The sequence below is a fragment of the Sphingomonas pollutisoli genome (genome assembly GCF_029167165.1).
Taxonomy (GTDB): Bacteria; Pseudomonadota; Alphaproteobacteria; order Sphingomonadales; family Sphingomonadaceae; genus Sphingomonas; species Sphingomonas pollutisoli.
Map to the genome: position 1 here is coordinate 530,182 of NZ_JARFNJ010000004.1, position 22,693 is coordinate 552,874.

21 protein-coding genes are annotated in these 22,693 nt (G+C 66.5%); 14 read left to right on the plus strand and 7 right to left on the minus strand.

Translation table 11 applies throughout. The features are described 5' to 3' along the window. Positions 1–103: 103 nt before the first annotated feature. The 5 genes from PX554_RS11775 to PX554_RS11795 form a co-directional block, all read right to left on the minus strand. Positions 104–3,019, minus strand: a complete 2,916-nt coding sequence (locus PX554_RS11775) for a TonB-dependent receptor domain-containing protein (RefSeq protein WP_275501905.1) — start codon at positions 3,017–3,019, stop codon at positions 104–106. A gap of 178 nt (positions 3,020–3,197) precedes the next feature. Then, the gene (locus PX554_RS11780; RefSeq protein WP_093220172.1) at positions 3,198–4,871 is read right to left on the minus strand and encodes a putative bifunctional diguanylate cyclase/phosphodiesterase; all 1,674 of its coding nucleotides are present in this window, start codon (positions 4,869–4,871) and stop codon (positions 3,198–3,200) included. Between the two features lie 68 nt (positions 4,872–4,939). After that, positions 4,940–5,521: a Smr/MutS family protein gene (locus PX554_RS11785; protein WP_275501908.1), complete on the minus strand. Its 582-nt coding sequence runs from the start codon at positions 5,519–5,521 to the stop codon at positions 4,940–4,942. Beyond that, positions 5,496–6,743 carry a murein transglycosylase A gene (gene mltA / locus PX554_RS11790; RefSeq protein WP_338061588.1) on the minus strand — a complete coding sequence of 416 codons (1,248 nt, stop codon included), beginning with the start codon at positions 6,741–6,743 and terminating at the stop codon, positions 5,496–5,498. Before mltA ends, PX554_RS11785 begins: the two co-directional genes overlap by 26 nt. After that, positions 6,740–7,384 carry a Tim44/TimA family putative adaptor protein gene (locus PX554_RS11795; protein ID WP_275501910.1) on the minus strand — a complete coding sequence of 215 codons (645 nt, stop codon included), beginning with the start codon at positions 7,382–7,384 and terminating at the stop codon, positions 6,740–6,742. The genes mltA and PX554_RS11795 overlap by 4 nt, the downstream gene beginning before the upstream one ends. A gap of 165 nt (positions 7,385–7,549) precedes the next feature. Between PX554_RS11795 and secB the strand changes: the two genes are divergently transcribed. The 4 genes from secB to PX554_RS11815 all read left to right on the plus strand — a co-directional run bounded on the left by secB (position 7,550) and on the right by PX554_RS11815 (position 11,573). Further along, positions 7,550–8,056: a protein-export chaperone SecB gene (gene secB / locus PX554_RS11800; protein ID WP_275501912.1), complete on the plus strand. Its 507-nt coding sequence runs from the start codon at positions 7,550–7,552 to the stop codon at positions 8,054–8,056. Between the two features lie 27 nt (positions 8,057–8,083). After that, positions 8,084–9,649, plus strand: a complete 1,566-nt coding sequence (murJ, locus tag PX554_RS11805) for a murein biosynthesis integral membrane protein MurJ (RefSeq protein ID WP_275501914.1) — start codon at positions 8,084–8,086, stop codon at positions 9,647–9,649. 15 nt (positions 9,650–9,664) lie between these two features. After that, positions 9,665–10,669, plus strand: coding sequence for a tryptophan--tRNA ligase (gene trpS, locus PX554_RS11810; RefSeq protein WP_275501915.1), 1,005 nt, complete (start codon positions 9,665–9,667; stop codon positions 10,667–10,669). Between the two features lie 250 nt (positions 10,670–10,919). Next, on the plus strand, positions 10,920–11,573 hold the full coding sequence (locus PX554_RS11815) for a DUF4136 domain-containing protein (protein ID WP_275501918.1): 654 nt from the start codon (positions 10,920–10,922) through the stop codon (positions 11,571–11,573). A 173-nt stretch (positions 11,574–11,746) separates the two neighbouring features. Here PX554_RS11815 and PX554_RS11820 read toward each other — a convergent pair whose 3' ends face one another. Next, the gene (locus PX554_RS11820; protein ID WP_275501920.1) at positions 11,747–12,064 is read right to left on the minus strand and encodes a 2Fe-2S iron-sulfur cluster-binding protein; all 318 of its coding nucleotides are present in this window, start codon (positions 12,062–12,064) and stop codon (positions 11,747–11,749) included. A 69-nt stretch (positions 12,065–12,133) separates the two neighbouring features. Here PX554_RS11820 and PX554_RS11825 point away from each other — a divergent pair, with 69 nt between their 5' ends. The 3 genes from PX554_RS11825 to PX554_RS11835 all read left to right on the plus strand — a co-directional run bounded on the left by PX554_RS11825 (position 12,134) and on the right by PX554_RS11835 (position 15,018). Then, entirely contained in the window at positions 12,134–12,757 is a 624-nt protein-coding gene (locus tag PX554_RS11825; RefSeq protein ID WP_275501921.1) for a DNA-3-methyladenine glycosylase family protein, read from the plus strand. 103 nt (positions 12,758–12,860) lie between these two features. Next, entirely contained in the window at positions 12,861–13,730 is an 870-nt protein-coding gene (locus PX554_RS11830) for an S-methyl-5'-thioadenosine phosphorylase (RefSeq protein WP_093220197.1), read from the plus strand. A gap of 103 nt (positions 13,731–13,833) precedes the next feature. After that, complete coding sequence (locus PX554_RS11835; RefSeq protein WP_275501925.1) at positions 13,834–15,018, plus strand: acyl-CoA dehydrogenase; 1,185 nt, start codon at positions 13,834–13,836, stop codon at positions 15,016–15,018. Positions 15,019–15,099: 81 nt separating this feature from the next. On the opposite strand, the gene PX554_RS11840 is transcribed toward PX554_RS11835, so the two are convergent. Beyond that, positions 15,100–15,900, minus strand: a complete 801-nt coding sequence (locus tag PX554_RS11840; protein ID WP_275501927.1) for a DODA-type extradiol aromatic ring-opening family dioxygenase — start codon at positions 15,898–15,900, stop codon at positions 15,100–15,102. 93 nt (positions 15,901–15,993) lie between these two features. On the opposite strand from PX554_RS11840, the gene PX554_RS11845 reads away from it, so the two are divergent. The 7 genes from PX554_RS11845 (at position 15,994) to PX554_RS11875 (ending at position 22,260) form a co-directional block, all read left to right on the plus strand. After that, positions 15,994–16,536 carry a (2Fe-2S)-binding protein gene (locus PX554_RS11845; protein WP_275501928.1) on the plus strand — a complete coding sequence of 181 codons (543 nt, stop codon included), beginning with the start codon at positions 15,994–15,996 and terminating at the stop codon, positions 16,534–16,536. 108 nt (positions 16,537–16,644) lie between these two features. Continuing rightward, entirely contained in the window at positions 16,645–17,640 is a 996-nt protein-coding gene (locus tag PX554_RS11850; protein ID WP_275501929.1) for an RcnB family protein, read from the plus strand. Positions 17,641–18,048: 408 nt separating this feature from the next. Further along, the gene (locus PX554_RS11855) at positions 18,049–19,380 is read left to right on the plus strand and encodes a tyrosine-type recombinase/integrase (RefSeq protein WP_275501931.1); all 1,332 of its coding nucleotides are present in this window, start codon (positions 18,049–18,051) and stop codon (positions 19,378–19,380) included. Continuing rightward, positions 19,380–20,057: a hypothetical protein gene (locus PX554_RS11860; protein WP_275501934.1), complete on the plus strand. Its 678-nt coding sequence runs from the start codon at positions 19,380–19,382 to the stop codon at positions 20,055–20,057. The genes PX554_RS11855 and PX554_RS11860 overlap by 1 nt, the downstream gene beginning before the upstream one ends. Before the next feature lie 90 nt (positions 20,058–20,147). Beyond that, on the plus strand, positions 20,148–20,378 hold the full coding sequence (locus PX554_RS11865; RefSeq protein WP_275501935.1) for a hypothetical protein: 231 nt from the start codon (positions 20,148–20,150) through the stop codon (positions 20,376–20,378). 206 nt (positions 20,379–20,584) lie between these two features. Beyond that, positions 20,585–20,803 (plus strand): hypothetical protein, encoded by a 219-nt coding sequence (locus tag PX554_RS11870; RefSeq protein WP_275501937.1) that lies wholly within the window; start codon positions 20,585–20,587, stop codon positions 20,801–20,803. Further along, positions 20,800–22,260 carry a primase-helicase family protein gene (locus PX554_RS11875; protein ID WP_275501939.1) on the plus strand — a complete coding sequence of 487 codons (1,461 nt, stop codon included), beginning with the start codon at positions 20,800–20,802 and terminating at the stop codon, positions 22,258–22,260. The genes PX554_RS11870 and PX554_RS11875 overlap by 4 nt, the downstream gene beginning before the upstream one ends. The last annotated feature ends 433 nt before the right edge of the window (positions 22,261–22,693 follow it).

The window sequence follows — 22,693 nt, forward strand, 5'->3', positions numbered from 1 at the left end:
TTAGTCCGCCCCGCCCCGTTCGGCAAAGCGCGGCCGAAGCGGCATGAAAAAAGGCCGGGCGCTGTCGCCAGCGCCCGGCCCCTCTTCGCGTCCGTGATGAAGATCAGAGGCCGTAGGACAGCCGCAGATAGCCGAACTGGCCCGGCAGATCATAGGTGGTCGGGTCGAAGTTCGCGCTGTCGCAGGTGTTGCAGGCCGGCGGCGCCTTGTTGAAGACGTTGTTCACGCCGGCGGTGAGCCGCATCTTGTGGTCCAGCCACTCGGGCGAATAATAGACCTGGACGTCGCCGTAGAAGGTCGCGCCCATGCGGTGCCCGTCATTCTCATACACCGCGCTGATGTAGCGCGCGGTGAACGACGCGCCGAACGCGGCGCTCGACCAGTCGAGCGTGGTGTTCAGCTTGAACTCGGGGAAGGCCTGGTCGGTCGCGAGGCAGCGTTCGGTGCCCTTGCAGACCAGGGTCGGCGCCTTGAGGTCGGCCGGCGGGCTGACGTCGTACTTGATGAGGTACGCCGCATTCGCGCTCAGACCGATCGTGCCGCCGTACACGGCGGGCGAGCGGTAGAGGAAGGTCGCGTCGAGACCCTCGGTGTGGATCGAGTTGAGGTTCTGCAACGTGCCGTTGATGCCGGAGACATCCCCAAGCGAATTGCGCGTGATGTTGGCGCAGCTCACCGGATCCCCGAAAAACGCGCAGCGGTTGAGCGTGAGCGTGCCGGGCACCGAGTCGATCGCGTTCTTCAGCTCGATGCTGTAGTAATTGACCTCGAGGCTGAGCGTGCTGGCGAGGCTGCCGCGTGCCCAGGACGGGCTGTACACGCCGCCCGCGGTCCAGGTGGTCGAGGTCTCGGGCTTGAGCGCGGTGCTGCCTTGCGAGAAGATGCCGATCTGACCGCCCTGCGATTCCGCATAGCTGCCGTCCGCCGGCACGCCGTTGGCGATGCAGTTGGCGCGGACGGTCGCGTTGCTCTGGAAGCTGCCGCCCGACGCGCTGGTGCACGGATCGTTGATCGTCGCGTCGGAGCGCGAACGGCCCGCGTACAGTTCGCCGATGCTCGGCGCGCGCAGGCTTTCCGCATAGCCGCCGCGCAGCAACAGGTCGGCGACCGGCTTCCATAGGCCCGAGGCGGTGAAGGTGGTGTTGCCGCCGAACGTCGAATAGTCCGAATGGCGCACCGCGCCGTCGAACTCGAGGCGGTGGAAGAACGGCATGTTCGCGAGGATCGGCACGCGGATTTCGCCGTAGATCTCGTCGGTGTTGAAGCCGCCGCGCGACGGGCTGGTCGGCACGTCGGCGCCGAGGCCGGCGACGATCACCGGATCGGGGTCATAGCTCGCCTTCTGGTCGCGGTGCTCATAGCCGATCGCGACGCCGACCGGTCCGGCCGGCAGATCGAACAGATCGCCCGAGAGGTTGGCGGTGAAATCGGCGAGCCGCTGCATGCTCTTGTCGCGTTCGTCGAAGGTCACGTACTTCAGCATCGCCGGGGTGATCGTGCCGGTGCCGCCCACGGCGGCGCCACCGAAGATGTTGAACGGCACGCAGTCCCCGGTGCAGTTCGCGACCGGGCCGAGCGCCTGGGCGAGCTTGGCCGCGTTGAGGTTGCCGGTGAACACCTGGTGCGCGTCGTTCAGGCCATAGACGCCGTTGATGTCCCAGTACCATTTATGCTCGCCGACATGGAACGAGCCGTCGAGCGTCGCGCTCGCGGTGAAGGTGTTCACGTCCTGCGAGAAGGTGCGCTGGCCGCCTTCGACGAAGCGCCGGTTGATCCCGGTGTAGTTCGCCGGCAGGGCCGAGGGCGTGCCATCGAGATTGACGCCCGAGGAGAGCGTCACGCCGAACGGATTGTACGGGTTGGTCGCGTCGATCGAGATGCGGTCGAGCAGATTGCCGTTGCCGGCACCCGGCCCGATCGCCAGCGGCAGGAACGCCGCCTGCGTGGTCGAATTGCGCTTGTTATAGGCGATCCTCGTGCGGAAATGGACCGCGTCCGACAGTTCCTGCTTGAAGTTGAAGAACCCGCCATAGCGTTCGGACGGGGTGAGCAGATAGTTGAACGGCGCGAAGTTGAAGCGCCCCGCATTATTGAACGCGGTGAAATCCGCCGCGGTCGGATTGCGGCCGGCGACCGGCGCCTTCAGCGTTACGTCCGTGCCGATGCCGATGAGATTGCCGACGGCGGCGCTGACCCGGTAGCGCCCGAGCGGCGGCGTGCCGCTGCACCCGACGCCATCGGGGAAGGCGGGATCGGTACAGCTCGTCGCATAGGGCGCCGGATATTGCGAGATCGCGCGGTTGGAGGTCTTGACCGGCTCCTGCTTGGTATAGAAGCCGCCGAACACCGCCGAGGTGCCGGTCTCGGGCTTCTGGATGCCGTAGCTCAGTTCATAATTCTGGGTGTGGCCGTCGCCTTGGCGATAGGTGCCGAATTGCGCGTTGGCTTGCAGGCCCTTCTGGCTCTGCTTGGTGATGATGTTGACCACGCCGGCGACCGCGTCCGAGCCGTAGAGCGGCGACGCGCCCGACTGGAGCACTTCGACGCGCTCGATCATGTTGGTCGGGATCGTGTTGAGATCGACCGAAGCCGGGATACCGCCCGCCGACGAGCCGTTGACGTAGCGCATGCCGTCGACCAGCACGAGCGTCCGCTTGGCGCCCAGATAGCGCAGGTCGATTTCCGCCGCGCCCGAGCTGACGCCGGTGCCGTCCGGCGGGCCGCCGATGTTGCCGGCGTTGTTGACCTTGGTGTTGAGGCCGCCGCCCGCGCTCGGCAGGCGTTGCAGCACATCCGCGATCGAGCTGAGCCCGGTCTTGCCGATCGCCGACTGATCGACCGTGATGACCGGCTTGTCCTGATCGAGCGGATTGCGGCGGATGCGCGAGCCGGTCACGACGATATCGCCCGCGTCCGCCGGAGGCGTCGCATCCTGCGCTTCGGCCGGCCCAGCGAGCGCCGCCACCGCCAGAGCCAGCGCCGCTGCGCCCGAATATTTCCCGAACTTTATATTTCGCATTCGAATGTGTCCCCTTTGTCCACCTCGAAGCACCCTCTCTTATGCTGTCATAGAAAGGCAACAGTGCTGGGATGGCAAGTGGCGCAAGGGCAACACTGGCCAAAAATCGTACCAGGAAGCGTAAATCCTTCTTATAAGTGAATGAAATTATTTGATTGGAAGATGGCGCGTCAGCGGATCACGCCGATGCGCGGGTATCCCGGCGGAGCGGCGCGATGCCGCGCGCCCAGGCGATGAACGCCTCCTCGGCCATCGGCTCGGCGATCGCATAGCCCTGGATCACGTCGCAGCCGATCACGCGCAGCACGTCCGCCTGCGCGCGGCTTTCGATCCCCTCGCCCACCGCCTCGCAGCCCAGGCCGTGCGCCAGCCCGATCACCGCCTGCGCCACGGCGCGGGCCTGCGCATCCTCGACGACATGCTCGATCAGCGACCGGTCGAGCTTGATCCGGTCGATCGGCAGCCGGCGCAGCCGCGGGAGGTTGGAAGCTGCGGTGCCGTAATCGTCGATCGCGATCGTCGCGCCATCGGCGCGCAACTGGCGAATCGCGTCGATCACCGATTCGCTGCATCGCATCGCCAGCGCCTCGGAGATTTCCAGTTCGAGCAGCCGCGCCGGCGCGTTCGCGGCCAGCATCGCCGCGCGCAATTGCTCGAAGAAGGCGACATGGTCGATCTGGCGCGGCGAGACGTTGATCGCGAGCCGGTGCTCGACGCCGATCCGCTCCCAGCGCGCGATCGTCGCGGCGACTTCGCGTACCACCCATTCGCCGATCTCGACGATCAGCCCGGTCTCCTCCGCGCGCTGGATGAAGCTGCCGGGGAGGCGGAAACCATCGCGCGGGTGGCGCCAGCGCACCAGCGCCTCCGCCGCGACGATCGCGCCGTCGCCGGCCGCGACCTGCGGCTGGAAGACCAGCATGAACTGATCGTCGCGGATCGCATCGCGCAATTCACTTTCGAGCTGGTGGCGCTGCGCGATCCCGGCCGCGAGCGTTTCGGAGAAATGCTCGGCGCGGCCGCGGCCGCTCGCCTTCGCGTGGTACATCGCGGCATCGGCGGCGCGCATCAGCTCGGTCAGCGACCTGCCGTGATCGGGGCGGAGCGCGATGCCGACCGACGCGCCGATCGTCACGTCGCTGCCGTGCAGGCGGAACGGCTCCGACAGCGCGAACAGCACGCTGCGGCAAATCCGCCCGACCGTGACCGGATCGCTGACGCCGACGAAGAACATCGTGAACTCGTCGCCCGCGAGCCGCCCGATCAGCGGCGAATGCCCGTCGCACGCGCCCGCGAAACGCTCGCCGACCGCACGCAGCCGGTTCGCGACCATTTCGAGCAGCAGATCGCCGGTGGCATGGCCCATCGTGTCGTTGACGAGCTTGAAGCGATCGAGGTCGATGAACAGCAACGCCGCGTTCTTCGTGTCGGGCAGTTCGGCGAGCACCCGTTCACAACTGCGGCGGAAGCTCGTGCGGTTGGGCAGCCCGGTCACCGCATCGACCAGCGCGAGGTGGCTGACGGTGTTGAGCGCGATCGTCTGCGCCTCGAACAACGCCGCCATCGCGCTCGCCAGCTCCGGCGCATGGGCGGTGGTGACGGCGGGGACGGTGCTGCTGAGATCCCCCTCGGCGGCGACGGCGAGCCGCTCCACCGCGCCGTTGATCGCGGCCCGGCGCGCGGCGGCGGCGCGGCTGGATACCAGCAGCAGCCCGAGCGCGCACGCGCCCGCGGACGTTAGCGCTACCATCGCGGTGCGCAGATCGAACGCGGCGATACCGGCGAGCAGCATCGCCAGCACGGCGGCGACACCCGTCGCGCGGCGCGGGTGGCTCAACAAAGCTCGTGTCATCGCGATTTGAGCCACTCCTGCGACCGTTGGATGTTCGCTCCCGTGCCGCCCCGGATATCACCCAAAGGTTAACGGTTTCGATGCCCCGTGCTGCGCCGCAGGATGACGTAGAGCGCGCCGTTTCCGCCGTGGCGCGGATGCGCCGGCCGCACCGCCGCGATGTGCGGCCCGTGGCGTGAACCGGCGAGCCAGTCGCCGATGGCGGCGCGGATCGCGCCGCGCGCGTGCGGGCGCTCGCTTTCAGCACGCGGCGGCTTGCCGGTGATAACGAGCAGCACGCGCTGGCCGCTCTGGATCGCGAAATCGAGCGCGGCGTCGAGCCGGGCATAGGCCGAGCTGAGCGTATGGCCGTGCAGGTCGATCGAACTGTCGGGCACGGTGCGCCCGCGCGACAGATCGCGGTCCCACGATCCGTCGAGCGTATTGGCGGTAAGCGGGCGCGGCGCGGCGGGCTTCACCGGCAGCGGTAACGGCGCGGGCACGCGGCCGCGCACCTTCCTCGCCGGTGCGGGCGCGGGCGTGGCGGCGGTCGGCGCCGGGGCGGGCGCGGCCGCCGGCTTGGCGGGGGCTGGCGGGCGGATCGGGCGGACGCTCGCGATCACGCGCGCCCACAGCGCCGCCTCCTCAGCGCTTAGCGGGCGCTTTCCCATTGTGCCCTTCCGCCGCGAGCCGTGCCAGCGTCCCGACCGGCAGCAGCAGGAACGCGGTGCCGTGCGCGGACATGCCGCCGGCGGTCGCCTCCGCCTGCGCGCCGCCGCCCCAATAGGTATCGAAGCGGTTGGCGCCCTTGATCGCGCCGCCGGTATCCTGCGCGATCCAGATGCCGTTCGCGTCGGCGCGGTCGAGCGACAGCAGCACCGGCGCGCCGAGCGGGATGAACCTGGGATCGGCGGCGACGCTCGCTCCGCCTGTCACCGGATAGCCGAGCGCGCCGATCGGCGGCGTGTCGAGCGTCCGGAAGAACACGAAGCTCTTGTTCTCACGCATGAGCGCGCGCCCCTCGGCCGGGTGCGCGCGCAGCCACGCGACGATCCCCTGCATCGTCGCCTGCCCCGGCGCGAGCAATCCGCGCTGGCGCATCAAGGCGCCGATGCCGGTATAATCGCGCCCGTTCTGGGTCGCATAGCCGATCCGCAGCATCGACCCGTCGGGAAGCCGCAGCCGGCCCGACCCCTGGATCTGAAGGAAGAACAGGTCGATCGGATCGGCCGCCCAGGCGAGCACCGGCGCGCGATTGCCGAGCGCACCATCCTCGATCGCGGCGCGATCATAATAGGGCACGAAATTGGCGCCATCGACGCGGCCACGGATCTTCTTGCCCTTGAGGCTGTCGCTGAACTGGCCGAGATCGACATCGACGAGATCGGTCGGGCGGCCGAAGATCGGCACCTGGCAGCACCGCCGGCGGTCGCGCGATCCCGCGATCTCGGGTTCGTAATAGCCGGTCGCGAACGCCTTGCCGTCGCCGACCTGCGCGGTCTCGAAATATTGCGCGAAGAAACTCCGCGCTTCGCCGGGCTGGGCGGCCACGGCGGCGTCGCAGGCCGCGTTCCAGTCCCCCGCGCGGGTGAGGCCCGAGGCGTCGTCGCGCTTGCGCAGCGCCGGGCATGACAGGCGGAACGCGGCCAGCGCGCGCGCGGCCTGCGCCTCATCGATCGGCAGTGTATAGACCGCCGGGCCGGCGACGACGCCCGCCTCACGCGCACCCGCCGCGCCCGGCGCCGCCGTGGCGGGCGCCGGCGTCAGCGGCCGGGTGGAGGCGGACGGCCGCCGCGCCGGCGCGGTGCCCGCGCCCGGCCGTTCGGCGGGACTGACGCACGCGCCGAGCAGCAGCGCCGCCGCGAGCGCGCCCCAGCGAAGCAACGACGTCACGCTTCGTCGGTGTCGGCGAGCTTCCAGTTCGGATCGCTGCTCTTCAGCGTCCGCGCGAAGGTCCAGATGTCATGCGTCTCGACCGCGTCGGTCATCGACCCCGCGACGACGACACCGTCGCGGTCGCGCGTCACCGCCGCGATGACCGCGTCGAAGCGCACCGTGATCCGCGCGGCCTTGCCGGTTAGCACCGCATCGGTGATCGCGGCGCGCTCGATCGTGACGAGGCGGTTGTCGAGCGTGTGCCCGGCCTCGGCGCGTTCGGCGATGGCCGCGACGAACGCCGCGCGTACGTCATCCTCGGCGAGCCAGGCGAGCTGCTCCTCGTCGCCGCTCCAATAGGCTTCGAGGATCATCCGATACGCCGACTGCGCGCCTTCGAGGAAACGCGACACGTCGAAGCCCGGCTCCGCCGAGACGATCGCGCGCAGGCCCGTCTCGGCGCGCGGCGCGATGTTGCGGCCGAACAGTTCGCGCGATTCGGCGGGCGTCTCGATGGGGCGCGGCAGCACCGTGATCGGCGCGCGATCCTCCGCGGGCTTGGGCAAAGGCTGCTCATGCCCGGTCCGCTTGCCGAGGACCATGTAGAGACGCAACGCCAGAAAACCGGCGACCATCCCGAGCAGAACCACGTAGAACACTTTGCCTCCTGAACTTCGGCGAGCCGCCAATATAGGCGTAACGCACCGCCGATACAAATGGCACCGCCGCCTGCGTGTTGAACTGCCGCGCGCCCCCTGCTACGCGCGCCGCTTCGGCAGCGCCAGAGCGTGCGCCGCTCCGGCAGAGAATCAAGGACGCGTTTCATGAGCGAACAGGACGACGGCATCATCACCAGCACCGCGCCGTTTTCGAACGGTGAGGACACGGCCCCCGCCGCCGGGCTGATCTCGCAATATGTCAAGGACTTGTCGTTCGAGAACCCGAACGCGCCGGCGATCTATCAGACGCAGAGCGCGCCGAGCATCGACGTGCAGTTCAACATCGGCGCCAATCAGGTCGGCGAGGATGTCCATGAGATCACGCTGCGCATCGAAGTGCGCGCGGAATCCGAGGGCACCGTCGCGTTCCTGGTCGATCTGTCGTTCGCCGGGCTGTTCGGGCTGCGCAACATCCCCGCCGAGCACATCCAGCCGTTCCTGCTCGGCGAGGCGCCGCGCCTGCTCTTCCCGTTCGCCCGCCGCGTGCTCGCCGATGCGGTTCGCGACGGTGGCTTCCCGCCGCTGATGCTTGAACCGATCGATTTCGGCGCGCTGTATCTCCAGCAGGCCGCGCAGCAGCAGGCCAATGTCGGCGTGACCGGCAACGCCTGATTTCGCTAAGGGGGCGGGCGCCGAACAATGAACCTCGCGCGCGCGCTCGGCTCGGTTGGCGGGCTCACGCTCGCCAGCCGCATTCTCGGGCTGGTGCGTGATTCGCTGTTCGCGCGCTATGTCGGGGCGAGCTTCGCGTCGGACGCGTTCCTCGTCGCGTTCCGTCTGCCCAATATGTTCCGCGCGCTGTTCGCCGAAGGGGCGTTCTCGGCGGCGTTCATCCCGATGTTCAACAAGAAGGTCGGCGACAAGAGCGGCGGCGGCCTGCCCGACGGAATCGCCTTCGCGCAGGACGTGCTCTCGGTCCTGCTGCCGATCCTGATCGTTATGACGGTGATCCTCGAAGTGTTCGCGTGGCCGGTGACGCTGGCGCTGTCGGGCAAGTTCCACGGCGTCAGCCACGACCAGTTCGCCTTCGCGGTGCTGCTGTCACGCTTCACCATCCCCTATCTGATGCTCATCAGCCTGGTGTCGCTGCTGGGGAGCATCCTCAATTCGCTCCAGAAATTCTGGGTCAACGCCGCCGCGCCGATCCTGCTCAACGTGACGCTGATCGTCGCGCTGCTCGCGTTCCACAACCATGATCCGTTCGTCACCGCGCGCAACCAGGCGATCGCGGTGAGCGTGTCGGGGCTGCTGCAACTGATCTGGCTCTATGCCTCGTGCCGCGCCAACGGCGTCAGCATCCGCCCGCGCCTGCCGCGGCTCAATGACGACGTGAAGCGGCTGCTCGCGCTGATCTGGCCTGCCGCTGCGGGCGCTGGCGCGGTGCAGATCAACCTCGTCGTCTCGACCGCGCTCGCCGCCTCGCTGCTCGATCATGGCTCGGTGACGTACATCTATATGGCCGACCGGGTGAACCAGCTCCCGCTCGGGCTGATCGGCATCGGTCTGGGCACCGTGCTGCTACCGCTGATCTCGCGCCAGCTCGGCGCGGGCGAGGACGCGGCGGCGATGGAGACGCAGAACCGCGGCATGGAACTGGCGCTGCTGCTCACCCTCCCCGCGACGGTCGCGCTGGTCTTGTGCGGCGGCCCGATCGTCGCCGCGCTGTTCGAGCACGGCAAGTTCGACGCGGTCGATACGGTCAACACCGCGCAGGCGCTCGCCGCCTTCTCGGTCGGGCTGCCGAGCTACATCCTCGTCAAGGTGCTGACCCCCGGATTCTACGCGCGCGCCGACACTAGGACGCCGGTGCGCTACGCGACGATCTCGATGGGGGTGAACCTCGCGCTCAACCTCGTGCTGATCCTGCCGCTCAAGCACATGGGGCCGCCGCTCGCGACCGCGCTCGCCTCGACGGTCAACACCGCGCTGCTCTATCGCTCGCTGCGCAAACGGGGCCATTTCGCGCCCGATGCGCGGCTGCGCCGCCGCGCGTGGCGTCTCGCGCTCGCAGCGTTGGCGATGGGGCTGATCCTGTGGCTGCTGCAGGGGCTGCTGACACCCTATACGCATGGAAGCTGGGCGGTGCGGACGGGGGCGATGCTGGTGCTGGTCGCCGCCGGCGGCTTGGTCTATGCGGTCGCCACTTTCGTGCTCGGTGCGTTCACCCGCGCCGATTTGGCCTTCCTGCGGCGCCGTCGCGCCTGACAACCGAGAGCATCAATGCGTATCGTTTCCGGCATCCAGCCCACCGGCAATCTCCACCTCGGCAATTATCTCGGCGCGATCCGGCAGTGGGTGGCGATGCAGGACGGCATGGGGCCGGACGACACCTGCCTGTTCTTCCTCGCCGATCTCCACGCTTTGTCGCAGCCGGTGGTCGCCGCCGAGCTGCACGCCAACACGGTCGAGATGGCCGCGACCCTGCTCGCCTGCGGGATCGATCCGGCGCGCTCGATCCTGTTCAACCAGGCGCGCGTGCCGGCGCATAGCGAGTTGTGCTGGTTGCTCAGCGGCACCGCCCGCATGGGCTGGCTCAACCGCATGACGCAGTGGAAGGACAAGGCCGGCAAGAGCGGCGAGACGCAGTCGGTCGCGCTGTTCACCTATCCCGTCCTGCAAGCCGCCGACGTGCTGCTCTACAAGGCCACGCACGTGCCCGTAGGACATGACCAGAAGCAGCATCTCGAACTCGCCCGCGATGTCGCCACCAAGTTCAACACCGATTTCGGCGTCGATCTGTTCCCGCTGCCCGAGCCGTTGATCTCCAAGGCCGCGCCGCGCATCATGTCCTTGCGCGACGGATCGGTGAAGATGTCCAAGTCCGACCCGTCGGATGCCTCGCGCATCAACCTGGTCGACAGCGACGATGTGATCGCGAGCAAGCTGCGTAAGGCTAAGAGCGATGCCGACGTGTTGCCCGAGACGGCGGCGGGGCTCGAAGGCCGCGCCGAGGCGCTCAACCTCGTGACGATCTACGCGGCGCTCGCTGGGATCGAGCCCGACGCGGTGCTTGCCGAGCATGCCGGCAAGGGCTTCGGCGCGTTCAAGCCCGCGCTCGCCGATCTCGCGATCGCGACTTTGGGGCCGATCCGCGACCGGCTGACCGCGCTGCTCGGCGATCGCCCCGCGGTGGCGGTGGCGCTGGCGGAGGGCGCCGCCAAGGCGGCGGCGCTCGGCGCGCCAACCCTGCGCGCCGCGCAGGAGGCGGTGGGGCTGCATCTGTAGGCGTGGCCTTTCTCAAACCAAACCGTTCGTCCCGAGCGAAGGCACCTGCGTCCTGGCCTTGCCCCTCGACTGCGCTCGGGACCATCGGTTGACTTTGAAGAACGGCGGGGAATGACACGCACGGGAAGGGTTTGATCCGTCAGCCCGATCGCCCGCGCGATCCGTCTCTAGGCAGCGTCTTGTTCAAGCGCTATTCAGGGGCCATCTGGCAGTGCAAATACAATGCCGTCTCCAGCAAGGTCATGAAATCATGAAGATGTTTCCTTTCGCTGCCGCCGCGCTGCTTGCGCTGGCGGGCTGTGCCCAGCCGTTCGCGGCGAAAGTGTCGCGCTTCCAGCAACTGCCGCCGTCGGCAGGCCAGACCTTCACGGTCGAGCCGACCAACCCCAATCTGCGCGGCGGTCTCGAATTCAGCCAATATGCCAACCTCATCTCGGCGAAGCTCGTGCAGCAGGGCTATCGCCCGGCGCAGGGCGCGTCGGCCGAGCTGGTCGTCAAGGTCGCCTATGATGTCGACCACGGGCGCGAGCGCACCGTCACCACGCCGGGCTTCGGCGGCGGTTACGGCTATGGCTATGGCGGCGGTTGGGGTGGCTGGGGCGGCCCGCGCTGGGGCTATTACGGCCGCAGCCGCTTCGCTTATGGCTTCAACGACCCGTTCCTGTGGGGCGGCGGCTTCGGCCCCGACGTGTCGAGCTACACCGTCTATACCAGCGAGCTCATGGTGACGATCGAGCGGGCCGACAATGGCGCGCATGTGTTCGAAGGCACCGCCAAGGCGCAGTCGCGCACCGACGACCTGCCCTATCTCGTGCCGCGTCTGGTCGAAGCGATGTTCACCGGCTTCCCCGGCAATTCCGGCGAAACGGTGAAGATCACGATCGCGCCCGAGAAGAAGCGCTGAACTGACCCAAGCTGGGGTGAGCCTGCCGGGCTCACCCCCGTTCGGTTTGGATTGGGCGAGAGCGCGCCGACGGCAAAGCCGTCGGCCGGGTTCGGCGCCGAGCGCCGACCCGCCGGCCGTGCCGGGTGGTGCGGCGGCGCCGCACCGGCCAGCAGCGTGCTGGCCTCCACCCGTCAGTCCTCCTCGGCGATCCGTACGCGCAGCCCGTCGAGCGCGTCGCTGAACGGCAATTGGCACGACAGCCGCGAGGTGGCGTCGCGGTCATTCGTGGAATCGAGCAGATCGTCCTCGTCCGCGCTCATCGCCGGCAGTTTGGACGCAAAATCCGGGTCGACATGGACGTGGCAGGTCGCGCACGAGCAGCAGCCGCCACACAGCGCCAGGAGTTCATCAATGCCGGCGTCGCGAATGATCTCCATCACGCTATGGCCGACCTGTCCGTCGAGCGTGCGTTCTTCCCCTTCGCGGGTCACGACGATAAGCTTGGGCATGCATTTCCTCCCTCGGGGTTCCGTCGCGCCGCCATGCCGCGCCGCCCCTGCCAACGCAAGGACGCGTCCGTGGGCCTGAGCGCCGAGCAACTCCGCGGCGGCCTCGACGCGCTCGGCGCGATCGAGCCCGCCTTCGCCGCTGCGATCCTCCGCGCCGGCTATCCCGAACCGCGCATCCGCGCGCGCGGCTATGCCACCTTGCTGCGCACGATCCTCGGCCAGCAGGTCAGCACGCATGCGGCGGAGGCGGTGTGGCGCAAGCTCGCGCTGGTCGCCGGCGACGTCACCGATCCCGCGACGATCCTCCGCGCGAGCGACGAGCAGCTTCGCGAGGCGGGTCTCTCACGCCAGAAGGCGGGATATGCGCGCTGCCTCGCCGAAGAGGTGACGAGCGGCCGGCTCGATCTCGACGATCTGCCCGAGGACGATGAGGAGGCGATCAAGGCGCTGGTGCGGATCAAGGGTATCGGCCGCTGGTCGGCGGAAATCTATCTTCTGTTTGCGGAGGGGCGCGGCGACATCTGGCCGGCTGGCGACCTCGCCGTGCAGATCGAGATCGGCCGCCTGCTCGGACACGAGGCGCGGCCGGGCGAGAAGCTGCTGCGCGAGCTGGCCGAAGGCTGGCGCCCGCATCGCGGCGCGCTCGCGATCTTCGCCTGGCACCATTATGGCAGCGACATGAAGGTGATTTGAATCCTTCGTTCGCACAGAACCTGGTCGAAGCCCTTGCGCTCGCCCTTCGACTTCGCTCAGGGCGAACGGCGGTTGGATTATCGAGACATATGAGGACGTACCCATGACCAAATGGACGATCGGCATCATCGGCGGCTCGGGCCTCTATGCGATCGACGGCCTGCGCAACGCCGAATGGCGCCGCGTCGAGACGCCGTGGGGCGATCCGTCGGACGAATTGCTGTTCGGCACGATCGGCGACGTCGATCTGGTCTTCCTGCCGCGCCACGGCCGGGGCCACCGCATCAGCCCGTCCGAGCTCAACTTCCGCGCCAATATCGACGCGCTCAAGCGCAGCGGGGTGACCGACATCCTCGCGATCTCGTCGATCGGCAGCCTCCAGGAAGAGCTCGAGCCGGGCAAGTTCGTGATCGTCGACCAGTTCATCGACCGAACTGTCGCGCGCGCGTCGAGTTTCTTCGGCACCGGCATGGTCGCCCACGTCTCGATGGCCGAGCCGACCTGCCCGCGCCTGTCGAGCCTTGCGGCGGCGGCGGTGACGGCGGCGGGCGGCACGGCGGCGGCGGGCGCGACCTATATCGCGATGGAAGGCCCGCAATTCTCGTCGCGCGCGGAAAGCCTGCTCTACCGGCAATGGGGCGCCGACGTGATCGGCATGACCGCGATGCCCGAGGCCAAGCTCGCCCGCGAGGCGGAGATTCCCTATGCGCTGATCGGCATGGTGACCGATTATGATTGCTGGCGTGAGAGCGAGGCGCATGTCGAGGTGAGCGAGGTCATCAAGCAGATGCACGCCAATGGCGAGATCGCGCGCAAGACGGTCGCCGCGTTCGTCGAAGCGCTCCCGTCCGAACGCGCCGCCTCGCCGCTCGATACCGTGCTCGACCAGGCGCTCATCACCGCGCCCGAGGCGCGCGATCCCGCGCTGCTCGCGAAGCTCGACGCGATCATGGCGCGCGTGCTGGGGCGCTGACGCCCGTACGATCCGCTGTTCGGGGAGCGACTTGGGCACCCGCATCGACCTTTCGGTCCGCTCGGGCTAGGGGTTCGGCAGAACCGATTTCAGGAGCGGACCAATGGCCGGCATGAGCGCCTTCGACTGGGCGGACCCGTTTTTTCTCGACGATCAGCTCGAGGATGACGAGCGGATGATCCGCGACACGGCGCGCGCTTATGCCGACGACCGGCTCGCGCCGCGCATCCTCGCCGCGTTCCGGGACGAAGAGACCGATCCCGAGATCTTCCGTGAAATGGGCGCGCTTGGGCTGCTCGGCGCGACCGTGCCAGAGCAATATGGTGGCGTCGGTGCCTCCTATGTCGCCTACGGCCTCGTCGCGCGCGAGGTGGAGCGGATCGACTCGGGCTATCGTTCGATGATGTCGGTGCAGTCGAGCCTGGTCATGTATCCGATCCTCGCCTTCGGATCGGACGCGCAGAAGGCCAAATACCTGCCGCGCCTCGCCACCGGCGAATGGATTGGCGCGTTCGGCCTGACCGAACCCGACGCCGGCTCGGACCCCGCCGGCATGACGACGCGCGCGGTCAAGACCGATGGCGGCTATCGCCTGTCGGGCGCGAAGACCTGGATCACCAACGCGCCGATCGCCGACGTGTTCGTCGTCTGGGCAAAGTCCGACGCGCATGGCGGCGCGATCCGCGGCTTCGTGCTGGAACGCGGCATGGCGGGGCTTTCGACGCCGAAGATCGACAACAAGCTGAGCCTGCGCGCGTCGGTCACTGGCGGAATCGTGCTCGAGGATGTCGAGGTCGGCGAGGACGCGCTGTTTCCCGAGGTGTCGGGGTTGAAGGGGCCGTTCTCGTGCCTCAACCGCGCGCGCTACGGGATCAGTTGGGGTGCGCTCGGCGCGGCGGAGTTCTGCTTCCATGCCGCGCGGCAATATGGCCTCGACCGCAAGCAGTTCGGCCGGCCGCTCGCCGCGACGCAATTGTTCCAGAAGAAGCTCGCCGACATGCAGACCGAGATCGCGCTCGGGCTACAGGCCAGCCTGCGCGTCGGGCGGCTGATGGATCAGGGCCGGTTCGCGCCCGAGATGGTCTCGATCGTCAAGCGCAACAACGTCGGCAAGGCGCTCGAGATCGCGCGGATGGCGCGCGACATGCACGGCGGCAACGGCATCTCGGGCGAATATCAGGTGATGCGCCACCTGATGAACCTGGAGACGGTCAACACCTATGAAGGCGCCGCCGATGTCCATGCGCTGATCCTCGGGCGCGCAATCACCGGCATCGCGGCGTTCTAACACACGTCACCCTCACCCGTCCCACCCGGCTTCGCCGGGCGGGCCCCTTCCCTCTCCCGTCGGGAGAGGGAGGAAGGAGCGCTATCCGAACCGATACCCCGACACCGCCCATCCCAGCACATGATCGCGGTAATCGCACACCGCCGCGTCGTCCCCGCCGGCGCCGAGCGCGACCATCAGCGGCAGCAGATGCTCCTCGCGCGGGTGGGCGAACTTGGCGTAGGGCAACTCGCCCCAGCGCGCGACACGGTCGGCGCGCTTCGCGGGATCGGGATCGGTCACGGCGGCGGTGAGCGCCGCGTCCCATTGGTCGGCGATCGGCGTCACCTGCGGCCCGCGCGCGCCCAGATTGTGGAAGCTCATGCCCGATCCGACGATCAGCACGCCCTCGTCGCGCAGCGGCGCCAGCGCGCGGCCGATGGCGATATGCGCGCGCGGATCGAGATCATGGCGCAGCGCCATCTGCGCGAGCGGGATATCGGCATTGGGCACCGCCACCATCATCGGGATGAACACGCCGTGATCCCAGCCGCGCGTGCCTTCCTCGCTGGTGGCGAAGCCCGCCGCCTCCAGCAGCCCCGCCGCGCGCCGCGCGACATCCGGCGCGCCGGGCGCAGGCCATTGGAGGTGATAGGTGTGCGGCGGAAAGCCGTGGTAATCGTAGAGCAGCGGCTGGCCGTTCCCGACATACACGGCGACGTCGCGTGTCTCCCAATGGCCCGACACGAGCAGGATCGCCCTCGGCCGCTCGGGCAGCGAGGGGATCAGCCCGGCGAGATACGCCTGCATCCCCCGCCACATCGGATCGGGCGGGCCGCCCGCCGGGTCCATGAAGAAGCACGGGCCGCCGCCATGCGGAATGAACAGGGTGGGAAGCGTCATGTCCCACATATCGCCCCGCCCTGCGCGCCCGGCAAGGCGGCCTCTCGGAAACGACGCGTTTCGCCGCGCGCGCGCTTGGGGTAGCGTCACGCCATGACCCGTTTCACCGTCAACAACCAGCCGGTCCAATATCGGATGGACCCCAAGACCCCTTTGCTATGGGCGCTGCGCGACGCCTCCAACCTGACCGGCACCAAATATGGCTGCGGCACCGGCGATTGCGGCGCCTGCACGGTCGATATCGACGGCGAGGCGGTGAAGGCGTGCCAGACGACGATCGGCGCGATCGAGGGGAGCTTCGTCACCACGATCGAAGGCTTGTCGCGCGACCGCTCGCACCCGGTACAACTGGCGTGGCTGGCGAAGAACGTCACGCAATGCGGCTTCTGCATCCCCGGCATGGTGATGGCGGCGGCGGTGTTCCTCAAGAAGAACCGCAATCCCTCCGAGGACGATATCCGCGCGGGCATCACCAATCTGTGCCGCTGCGGCGTGTATCCGCGCGTGGTGGAGGCGGTGTTGCAGGCGGCGCGCGTGCAGCGTGGCGACGAAACGGTCGAGGCCGGCGCGCCGCCGGACACCTCCCCCGACGACGCCGCGCGGCGCGTGCCGGCGATCAGACCGGTCACGCCATGAATGCTTTCGCGTTGCTGTCAATGAAGTTCAGAAAAGGCTCAGTGCCGGTGGAGCATTAACGAAGTAACAGCGGCGAATCGTTCGGCCGCTCTCTGGAGGGTTCGTTCGATGCGTAAGTATTTGCTTGCGGCGATCATGGCGGCTTCGGCGCTGGTGCCGGCGACCGCCTTCGCGCAGGATCATCGCGAATGGCGCGGCGGGCGTGGCGACGGCGGCCAGCGCCCGATGCAGCCGCGCCCGCAACAGGCACAGGCCCAGCCCCAACAGCCGGGGCCGCAAGCCCAGCGCTGGCAAGGGCGCGGCAACGATGGCTACAATCGCCCGCAATTCCAGGGCGGACGCGGCGGTGACGGACGCGGCTTCCAGGGCCAGCCCGGCGCGCGGCCGGATCAGCAGCCCGGCGCCCAACCGCAGGGTCAGCCGCAGCCGCAACAGCCGGGCGGCTGGCAGGGCAATCGCGGCGACCATGACGGTCGCGGCGGGGACGGTCGCGGCGGCGACGGGCGAGGCTGGCAGGGCGGCGATCGTGGCAATGGCGGCGACTGGCGTGGTGATCGCGGCGACCGGCCGCGCCCGGGTGGCCCCGGCTGGCAAGGCAATGGTCCGCGCGGCGACGACCGCCCCGGCGGCTGGCAGCAGGGCCGTGGGGATGACCGCCCCGGCAACTGGCAGGGGCGCGGCAACGATCGTCCCGGCGGCTGGCAACCGGGCCGCGACAATCGTCCGGGCTGGCAGCAGGGGCGCGGCAACGACTGGAACCGTGGCAACGGCTGGAACGGCAACGATCGCCGCGACTGGAATCGCGGCTGGCGCAACGACAATCGCTATAACTACTTCGCCTATCGCAACAGCAATCGCGGACTCTACCGCCTGCCGCGCTATTATGCCCCGAGCGGTTGGAGTTACGGCTACCGCCGCTTCGGCATCGGCCTGACGCTCAATTCGATCCTGTACGAACAGAGCTACTGGATCAACGACGCCGATTACTACCGCCTGCCGCCGGCCTATGGCCCGTATCGCTGGGTGCGCTATTACAATGACGCGTTGCTGGTCGATATCTACACCGGCCGTGTCGTCGACACCGTGTACGACATCTTCTGGTAAGACATCGCCGCCCTTCCCGTCTTCAGCGTCGATACGGATCGACGATATCGCGCTGAAGATGGGAAGAAAATGCCCGCGTGCTGAATGGTCGCGGTGAACGGCAAACATGCCGCCCACGTCTCCGCGACACCGAAGCAAAGAAAAACCCCCGCCTCACCAATCGGTGAGGCGGGGGTTATCACCTGTGACGGTGAGAAACTTGGTGCACCCGGAGCGATTCGAACGCCCGACCCTCAGATTCGTAGTCAGGTTAAGATGCTGGACAGGGGTAACGTAATCAGGACATCCAGAGCAGGATAACTCGCAGATTTCTGTTGATTATGCCGTAGTGTCCTTTAATGTCCTGGACGTAGGGTAACGCGCTTAGATACTCGCTTCGCGTTACCCCACCGTTACCCGGAGGCATAGATGGCAAAAGTCCTGACTGTCACAGGTGTCGAAAAAGTGTCAAAGGCGGCTGCGCGCCAGGAGATACCTGACGCACTGGTGCCAGGCCTCTACCTGGTCGTGCAGCCGAGCGGAAAAAAGTCGTGGGCGGTTCGCTACCGTCTAGCAGGAAAGCCTCAGAAGTTCACCGTGGGCAGCTATCCCGCCCTCGATCTTCCCGCGGCGCGTGAAGAAGCTCGTAGCGTTCTGCGCGCCGCCGCTGAGGGCCGTGATCCCTGCAACGAGAAAAGGATCAGCAAAGCAGCCGAGAAGGCCCCTCCGGAAGCCATCGACCGCTTTATGGTCGAGAAGGTGGTGGCCACCTACATCACGCGCTACGCCAAAAAGCGGACGCGCGAGCGGAGTTGGCAAGAGACGGAACGCCTTCTCAACGTTGAAATGGTTCCGGATCCGGCGACAAGCAAGCGCAATGCTCCGACGCTGCGCGGGCGCGACATTCGGGAAGTCACCCGCTCTGACTTGAAAGCAATTTTGGACGCCGTCGTTGACCGCGGCGCGGAGATCACTGCCAATCGCGTGTTGGCGGCTATGCGGCATTTCTTCGGCTGGGCCGTCGAACGGGAGATAATCACTGTGTCCCCCTGCGAAGGCATCAAACCGCCGGCGGAAGAGCGCAGCCGCGACCGGGTGCTTACCGACGTCGAACTGGCGCAAATCTGGCGTGAGGTAGAGGGGTTAGGTGATCCCTTCGGCCCGCTTATCAAGCTCCTGGCGTTGACCGGCCAGCGGCGGTCCGAGGTTTCCGGGATGACATGGGGCGAAATCGATCTCGATGAGGCGTTGTGGACGATTCCGGCCGCGCGAGCGAAGAACGGCCGAGCCCATGCCGTACCGCTTTCACCGCAGGCTGTCGCGATCCTGAAAGCCCTCCCTCGAGTGCGGAGCAAGGCCGGGTACGTCTTCACCACAACCGGCGAGACGAGTGTCAGCGGGCTGTCAAAGGCAAAACAACGCATTGACGCGGCCCTTCTCAAAGCTGCGCAGAAGGCCGCCACAGAGGCCGGCGAAGATCCTGAGAGTGTGCAGCCGATCGAGCGTTGGACGCTCCACGATCTGCGCCGTACAGCCGCCACCGGCATGGCTCGGCTCAAGCATCCGGTTGCCGTCGTAGAGAAGGTTTTGAATCACATTTCGGGCAGTTTCCGCGGTATCGTGGGCGTCTATCAGTTGTACGACTTCGCGGACGAGAAGCGCGCAGCGCTGGCGGACTGGGCCAGCCATGTTGAGCGAGTCACCAGCCCGTCGGAAACGACGACGAGCACCAACGTGATCCCATTCGCGGCGGTTGCGTGATGAGCGACGATACAGGCGTTCTGACAATGGACGGCATGGCGGAGGCCGTCGCGGCCATGCGTGATGAGGATGACAAGGGGCGCGCCGTGCTGGCGATGGTTCGCTCGGCAATCGCCTCAGGATCGAGCGAAAGAGACGTGTTTTTGGCGGTCTATGGGGACGAGACAGGGAAAGAATACTGGGCATCGTTCCTGCGGAGAGCCATGACGGAAGGCGAGCTGATCCGTGCGCTCGCAACGCATCTCGCCTCACCGTCGCGCTTGAGAAGGCAGGACGGCGAGATCGTCGCAATGGCTAACTTGCCGACGCCGCGTGTGACGCGCGCGATCGAAGCACTGCCTTCCAACCTGCGTCTTAGCGAGACATCTGCGTACCCCACAGAGATTGTTGAGGCGCTCGCTGCAAAATCGTCTCCCGCCCTACCAGTATCGCTGCTTGAATATCTTCGACCGTCAGCGAGCGAATGCCAATCAGGGACCAGGAAGTCCCCGGGTCCCCAGCCGTTGAAGCGGGAAGCATTGAAGGCCTCGATGAGGCGCTGGGCGATAGAAAACGGCGTTGACGCTTTCGGCAGCCTGAAGCTTGAATTTGCGGTGTCTGAGTTTGGAGCATCGAAGACATTGACACAGCGAGCACTGAAGGAAGTGCGCGCGGAGTTCGCGGTTCTCGGTTCGTAACCACGGACCTTTGCGAACCGGGACCTTTTCCAATCTGAGCAAACATCGTTCATTTGGTCTGTACCGAACGTCCTAGACAAAGGTGCAAACATGAACACTGCAGCAAACACCGCCGCCCCCGCACTCGACGAGTTGGTCGGACGCCGCCCGCTCGAGCGTCGCTATGGCCGTTGCGGTCGTACGATCGCCCGCTGGCTTGAAGATCCTCGCGTCGCCTTTCCCAAGCCGGCGATGCTCATCAACGGCCGTCGCTACTGGAGCCTGAAGGCGATTGAGGCTTGGGAACGCGAGCAGGCGGCCAAGGTCTCCGAGGTCGCGTGATCGCCAGTGGCAACAGCAACGGCTCGGGCGCCGCAGCCCGGTAAGCAGAAAGGCCGCCCTGTGGCGGGGCGGCCCTTCACGATTTTCAACACTTACGACAACAATGCAGATAGCGCTCTAACCCTCCGGACGCAACACCTTCGCGCGCTCGGCATCGTCGGCCGGCGGGCCGCTCTCATTGCGGGTATGGCTTGGGGAGAGCTGGTATGACGCCGATCGCGACAATTCTACGCGGCAAGGGCCAGATGCTTCGCATCAGCGCCGGAAAAATCGATGGTAAGCCGGTGATCGATATGGCGCTGCTGCCATTGGACGGGTCAGACCCCAATCCGCGCAAGGGTCTGGCGATCGAACTAGCCACCCTGCCCTCCCTGGTCACGGCGCTCGCGATGGCGGCGGAAGCCCTCGAGGAGGGCTCGATATGACCGAGAACAGAGACGCGAGTGATGATTTCGTCCAGTACGGCGCTCCATCGGTCCGCGCGGCGCTTGACGCCGCGCGCTTCGTCGATCCCTTTGCTGATGTGGAAGCCGCGGGGGCGTCACGCACGTTGAAGCACCGCGACGAGATTGGCGGAGTGAGCCTCGGCGACTTCCACGCATATATGCCGACGCACTCGTATATCTTCGCACCCTCACGCGAGATGTGGCCCGCAAGCAGCGTCAACGCCCTCATAAAGCCGCAGCGATTGCTTGATAAAAACGGCAACCCGGTGAAACGCGACGGCAATATCGTCTACATCCCCGCGGCAACTTGGTTGGATAAAGAGCGCCACGTTGAGCAAATGACCTGGGCACCGGGGGAGTCCATGATCATTGAAGGGCGACTGATCTCCGACGGCGGCTGGATCTACCGGCCCGGCTGTTCTTGCTTCAACCTATACCGCCCGCCGATCATCAAACCCGGCAATCCTGAAAACGCCGGGCGTTGGATCGAGCATGTCCGCAAGGTTTACCCGCAAGAGGCCGATCACATCATCGCCTGGCTCGCGCACCGCGTCCAGCGTCCATCGGAGAAGATCAATCATGCGTTGGTGCTTGGCGGCGCTCAGGGGATCGGCAAAGATACCCTGATCGAGCCAGCAAAGTATGCCGTCGGCGCATGGAATTTCGCCGAGGTATCGCCGCAGCAATTGATCGGGCGCTTTAACGGCTTCCTGAAGTCGGTGATCATGCGCGTCTCTGAAGCGCGCGATCTCGGCGAGGTGGATCGGTATTCGTTCTATGAACACATGAAGACACTGACCGCCGCACCGCCTGACGTGCTGCGCGTCGATGAAAAACACATGCGAGAATATTCGGTGTTTAACGTCGTCGGCGTCATCATCACGACCAACAATAAGACCAACGGCATCTACCTGCCGGCGGATGACCGCCGCCACTACGTAGCATGGTCCGACCTGACGAAGGATGATTTCGACGCGGACTATTGGGCATCCCTCTACGGCTGGTATGCGAATGGAGGCCTTCAAGACGTGGCGGCATACCTGCTCGCAGTCGATCTCCGCAGCTTCGATGCGAAAGCACCGCCGCGAAAGACCGAAGCGTTTTGGGCCATCACGGATGCGAACCGGGCTCCGGAAGATGCGGAACTTGCGGATGCCCTGGATAAGCTCGGAAACCCGAAAGCTACCACCATCGCGGCCGTAGCCGGCGAGGCATCTTGCTCCTTGAGCGCCTTCCTTTGCGACAAAAGGTTCAGTCGCCAAGTGGCTCACCGATTTGAGGCGGCAGGATACGAAGCTATCAGGAACCCGGATCCGAAAGACGGATATTGGAGGGTCGACGATCGACGTGTGCCAATCTACGCGAGGAAAGACCTTTCTGTCCGCGAACGGATTGACGCAGCGAAGATACTCGTCGCTAACAGTGTGCGTCGGTGATGTAGGTGATGTCGGTGATCCTCCATTGCGCTCCCGCCAGCCTCGCGCACGCTTTATCATTTTTCATATACACAACAGTTACTTAGGCTTGGTTTAGGTGCAGTGGAAAACCACCTACATCACCTACATCACCTACACGATGGCTTGCGGGGCCATGATCTCCTCGGGCGGGTAAGGGGGGCGACATAGCCGATCCCCTCCCCGCTCCACGCACCTCGCCGCATCCCGCCGCCGCCGACCGCGAACTGACAATCAATCTGTTACCCGTGTCGCAAAATGTCAGCATTTGTCGATATTTACGATGACATCAGGACGTGGGATAAGGCTGGGGTAACACAGGGGTAACCCGAAACGAATTTTCCCACCTGTAAGCGCCCGTCGTGAGACGTTCGCCAGCCCGACGAAGGATCAATTATGGCCCTTGTGCGCAACG

Bases quoted from the DNA above. Each gene is read 5' to 3' on its own strand.
- PX554_RS11775 (WP_275501905.1), bottom strand. From the start codon at position 3,019: ATGCGAAATATAAAGTTCGGGAAATATTCGGGCGCAGCGGCGCTGGCT.
- PX554_RS11780 (WP_093220172.1), bottom strand. From the start codon at position 4,871: ATGACACGAGCTTTGTTGAGCCACCCGCGCCGCGCGACGGGTGTCGCC.
- PX554_RS11785 (WP_275501908.1), bottom strand. From the start codon at position 5,521: ATGGGAAAGCGCCCGCTAAGCGCTGAGGAGGCGGCGCTGTGGGCGCGC.
- secB (WP_275501912.1), top strand. From the start codon at position 7,550: ATGAGCGAACAGGACGACGGCATCATCACCAGCACCGCGCCGTTTTCG.
- murJ (WP_275501914.1), top strand. From the start codon at position 8,084: ATGAACCTCGCGCGCGCGCTCGGCTCGGTTGGCGGGCTCACGCTCGCC.
- trpS (WP_275501915.1), top strand. From the start codon at position 9,665: ATGCGTATCGTTTCCGGCATCCAGCCCACCGGCAATCTCCACCTCGGC.
- PX554_RS11815 (WP_275501918.1), top strand. From the start codon at position 10,920: ATGAAGATGTTTCCTTTCGCTGCCGCCGCGCTGCTTGCGCTGGCGGGC.
- PX554_RS11820 (WP_275501920.1), bottom strand. From the start codon at position 12,064: ATGCCCAAGCTTATCGTCGTGACCCGCGAAGGGGAAGAACGCACGCTC.
- PX554_RS11830 (WP_093220197.1), top strand. From the start codon at position 12,861: ATGACCAAATGGACGATCGGCATCATCGGCGGCTCGGGCCTCTATGCG.
- PX554_RS11835 (WP_275501925.1), top strand. From the start codon at position 13,834: ATGGCCGGCATGAGCGCCTTCGACTGGGCGGACCCGTTTTTTCTCGAC.
- PX554_RS11840 (WP_275501927.1), bottom strand. From the start codon at position 15,900: ATGACGCTTCCCACCCTGTTCATTCCGCATGGCGGCGGCCCGTGCTTC.
- PX554_RS11845 (WP_275501928.1), top strand. From the start codon at position 15,994: ATGACCCGTTTCACCGTCAACAACCAGCCGGTCCAATATCGGATGGAC.
- PX554_RS11850 (WP_275501929.1), top strand. From the start codon at position 16,645: ATGCGTAAGTATTTGCTTGCGGCGATCATGGCGGCTTCGGCGCTGGTG.
- PX554_RS11855 (WP_275501931.1), top strand. From the start codon at position 18,049: ATGGCAAAAGTCCTGACTGTCACAGGTGTCGAAAAAGTGTCAAAGGCG.
- PX554_RS11860 (WP_275501934.1), top strand. From the start codon at position 19,380: ATGAGCGACGATACAGGCGTTCTGACAATGGACGGCATGGCGGAGGCC.
- PX554_RS11865 (WP_275501935.1), top strand. From the start codon at position 20,148: ATGAACACTGCAGCAAACACCGCCGCCCCCGCACTCGACGAGTTGGTC.
- PX554_RS11870 (WP_275501937.1), top strand. From the start codon at position 20,585: ATGACGCCGATCGCGACAATTCTACGCGGCAAGGGCCAGATGCTTCGC.
- PX554_RS11875 (WP_275501939.1), top strand. From the start codon at position 20,800: ATGACCGAGAACAGAGACGCGAGTGATGATTTCGTCCAGTACGGCGCT.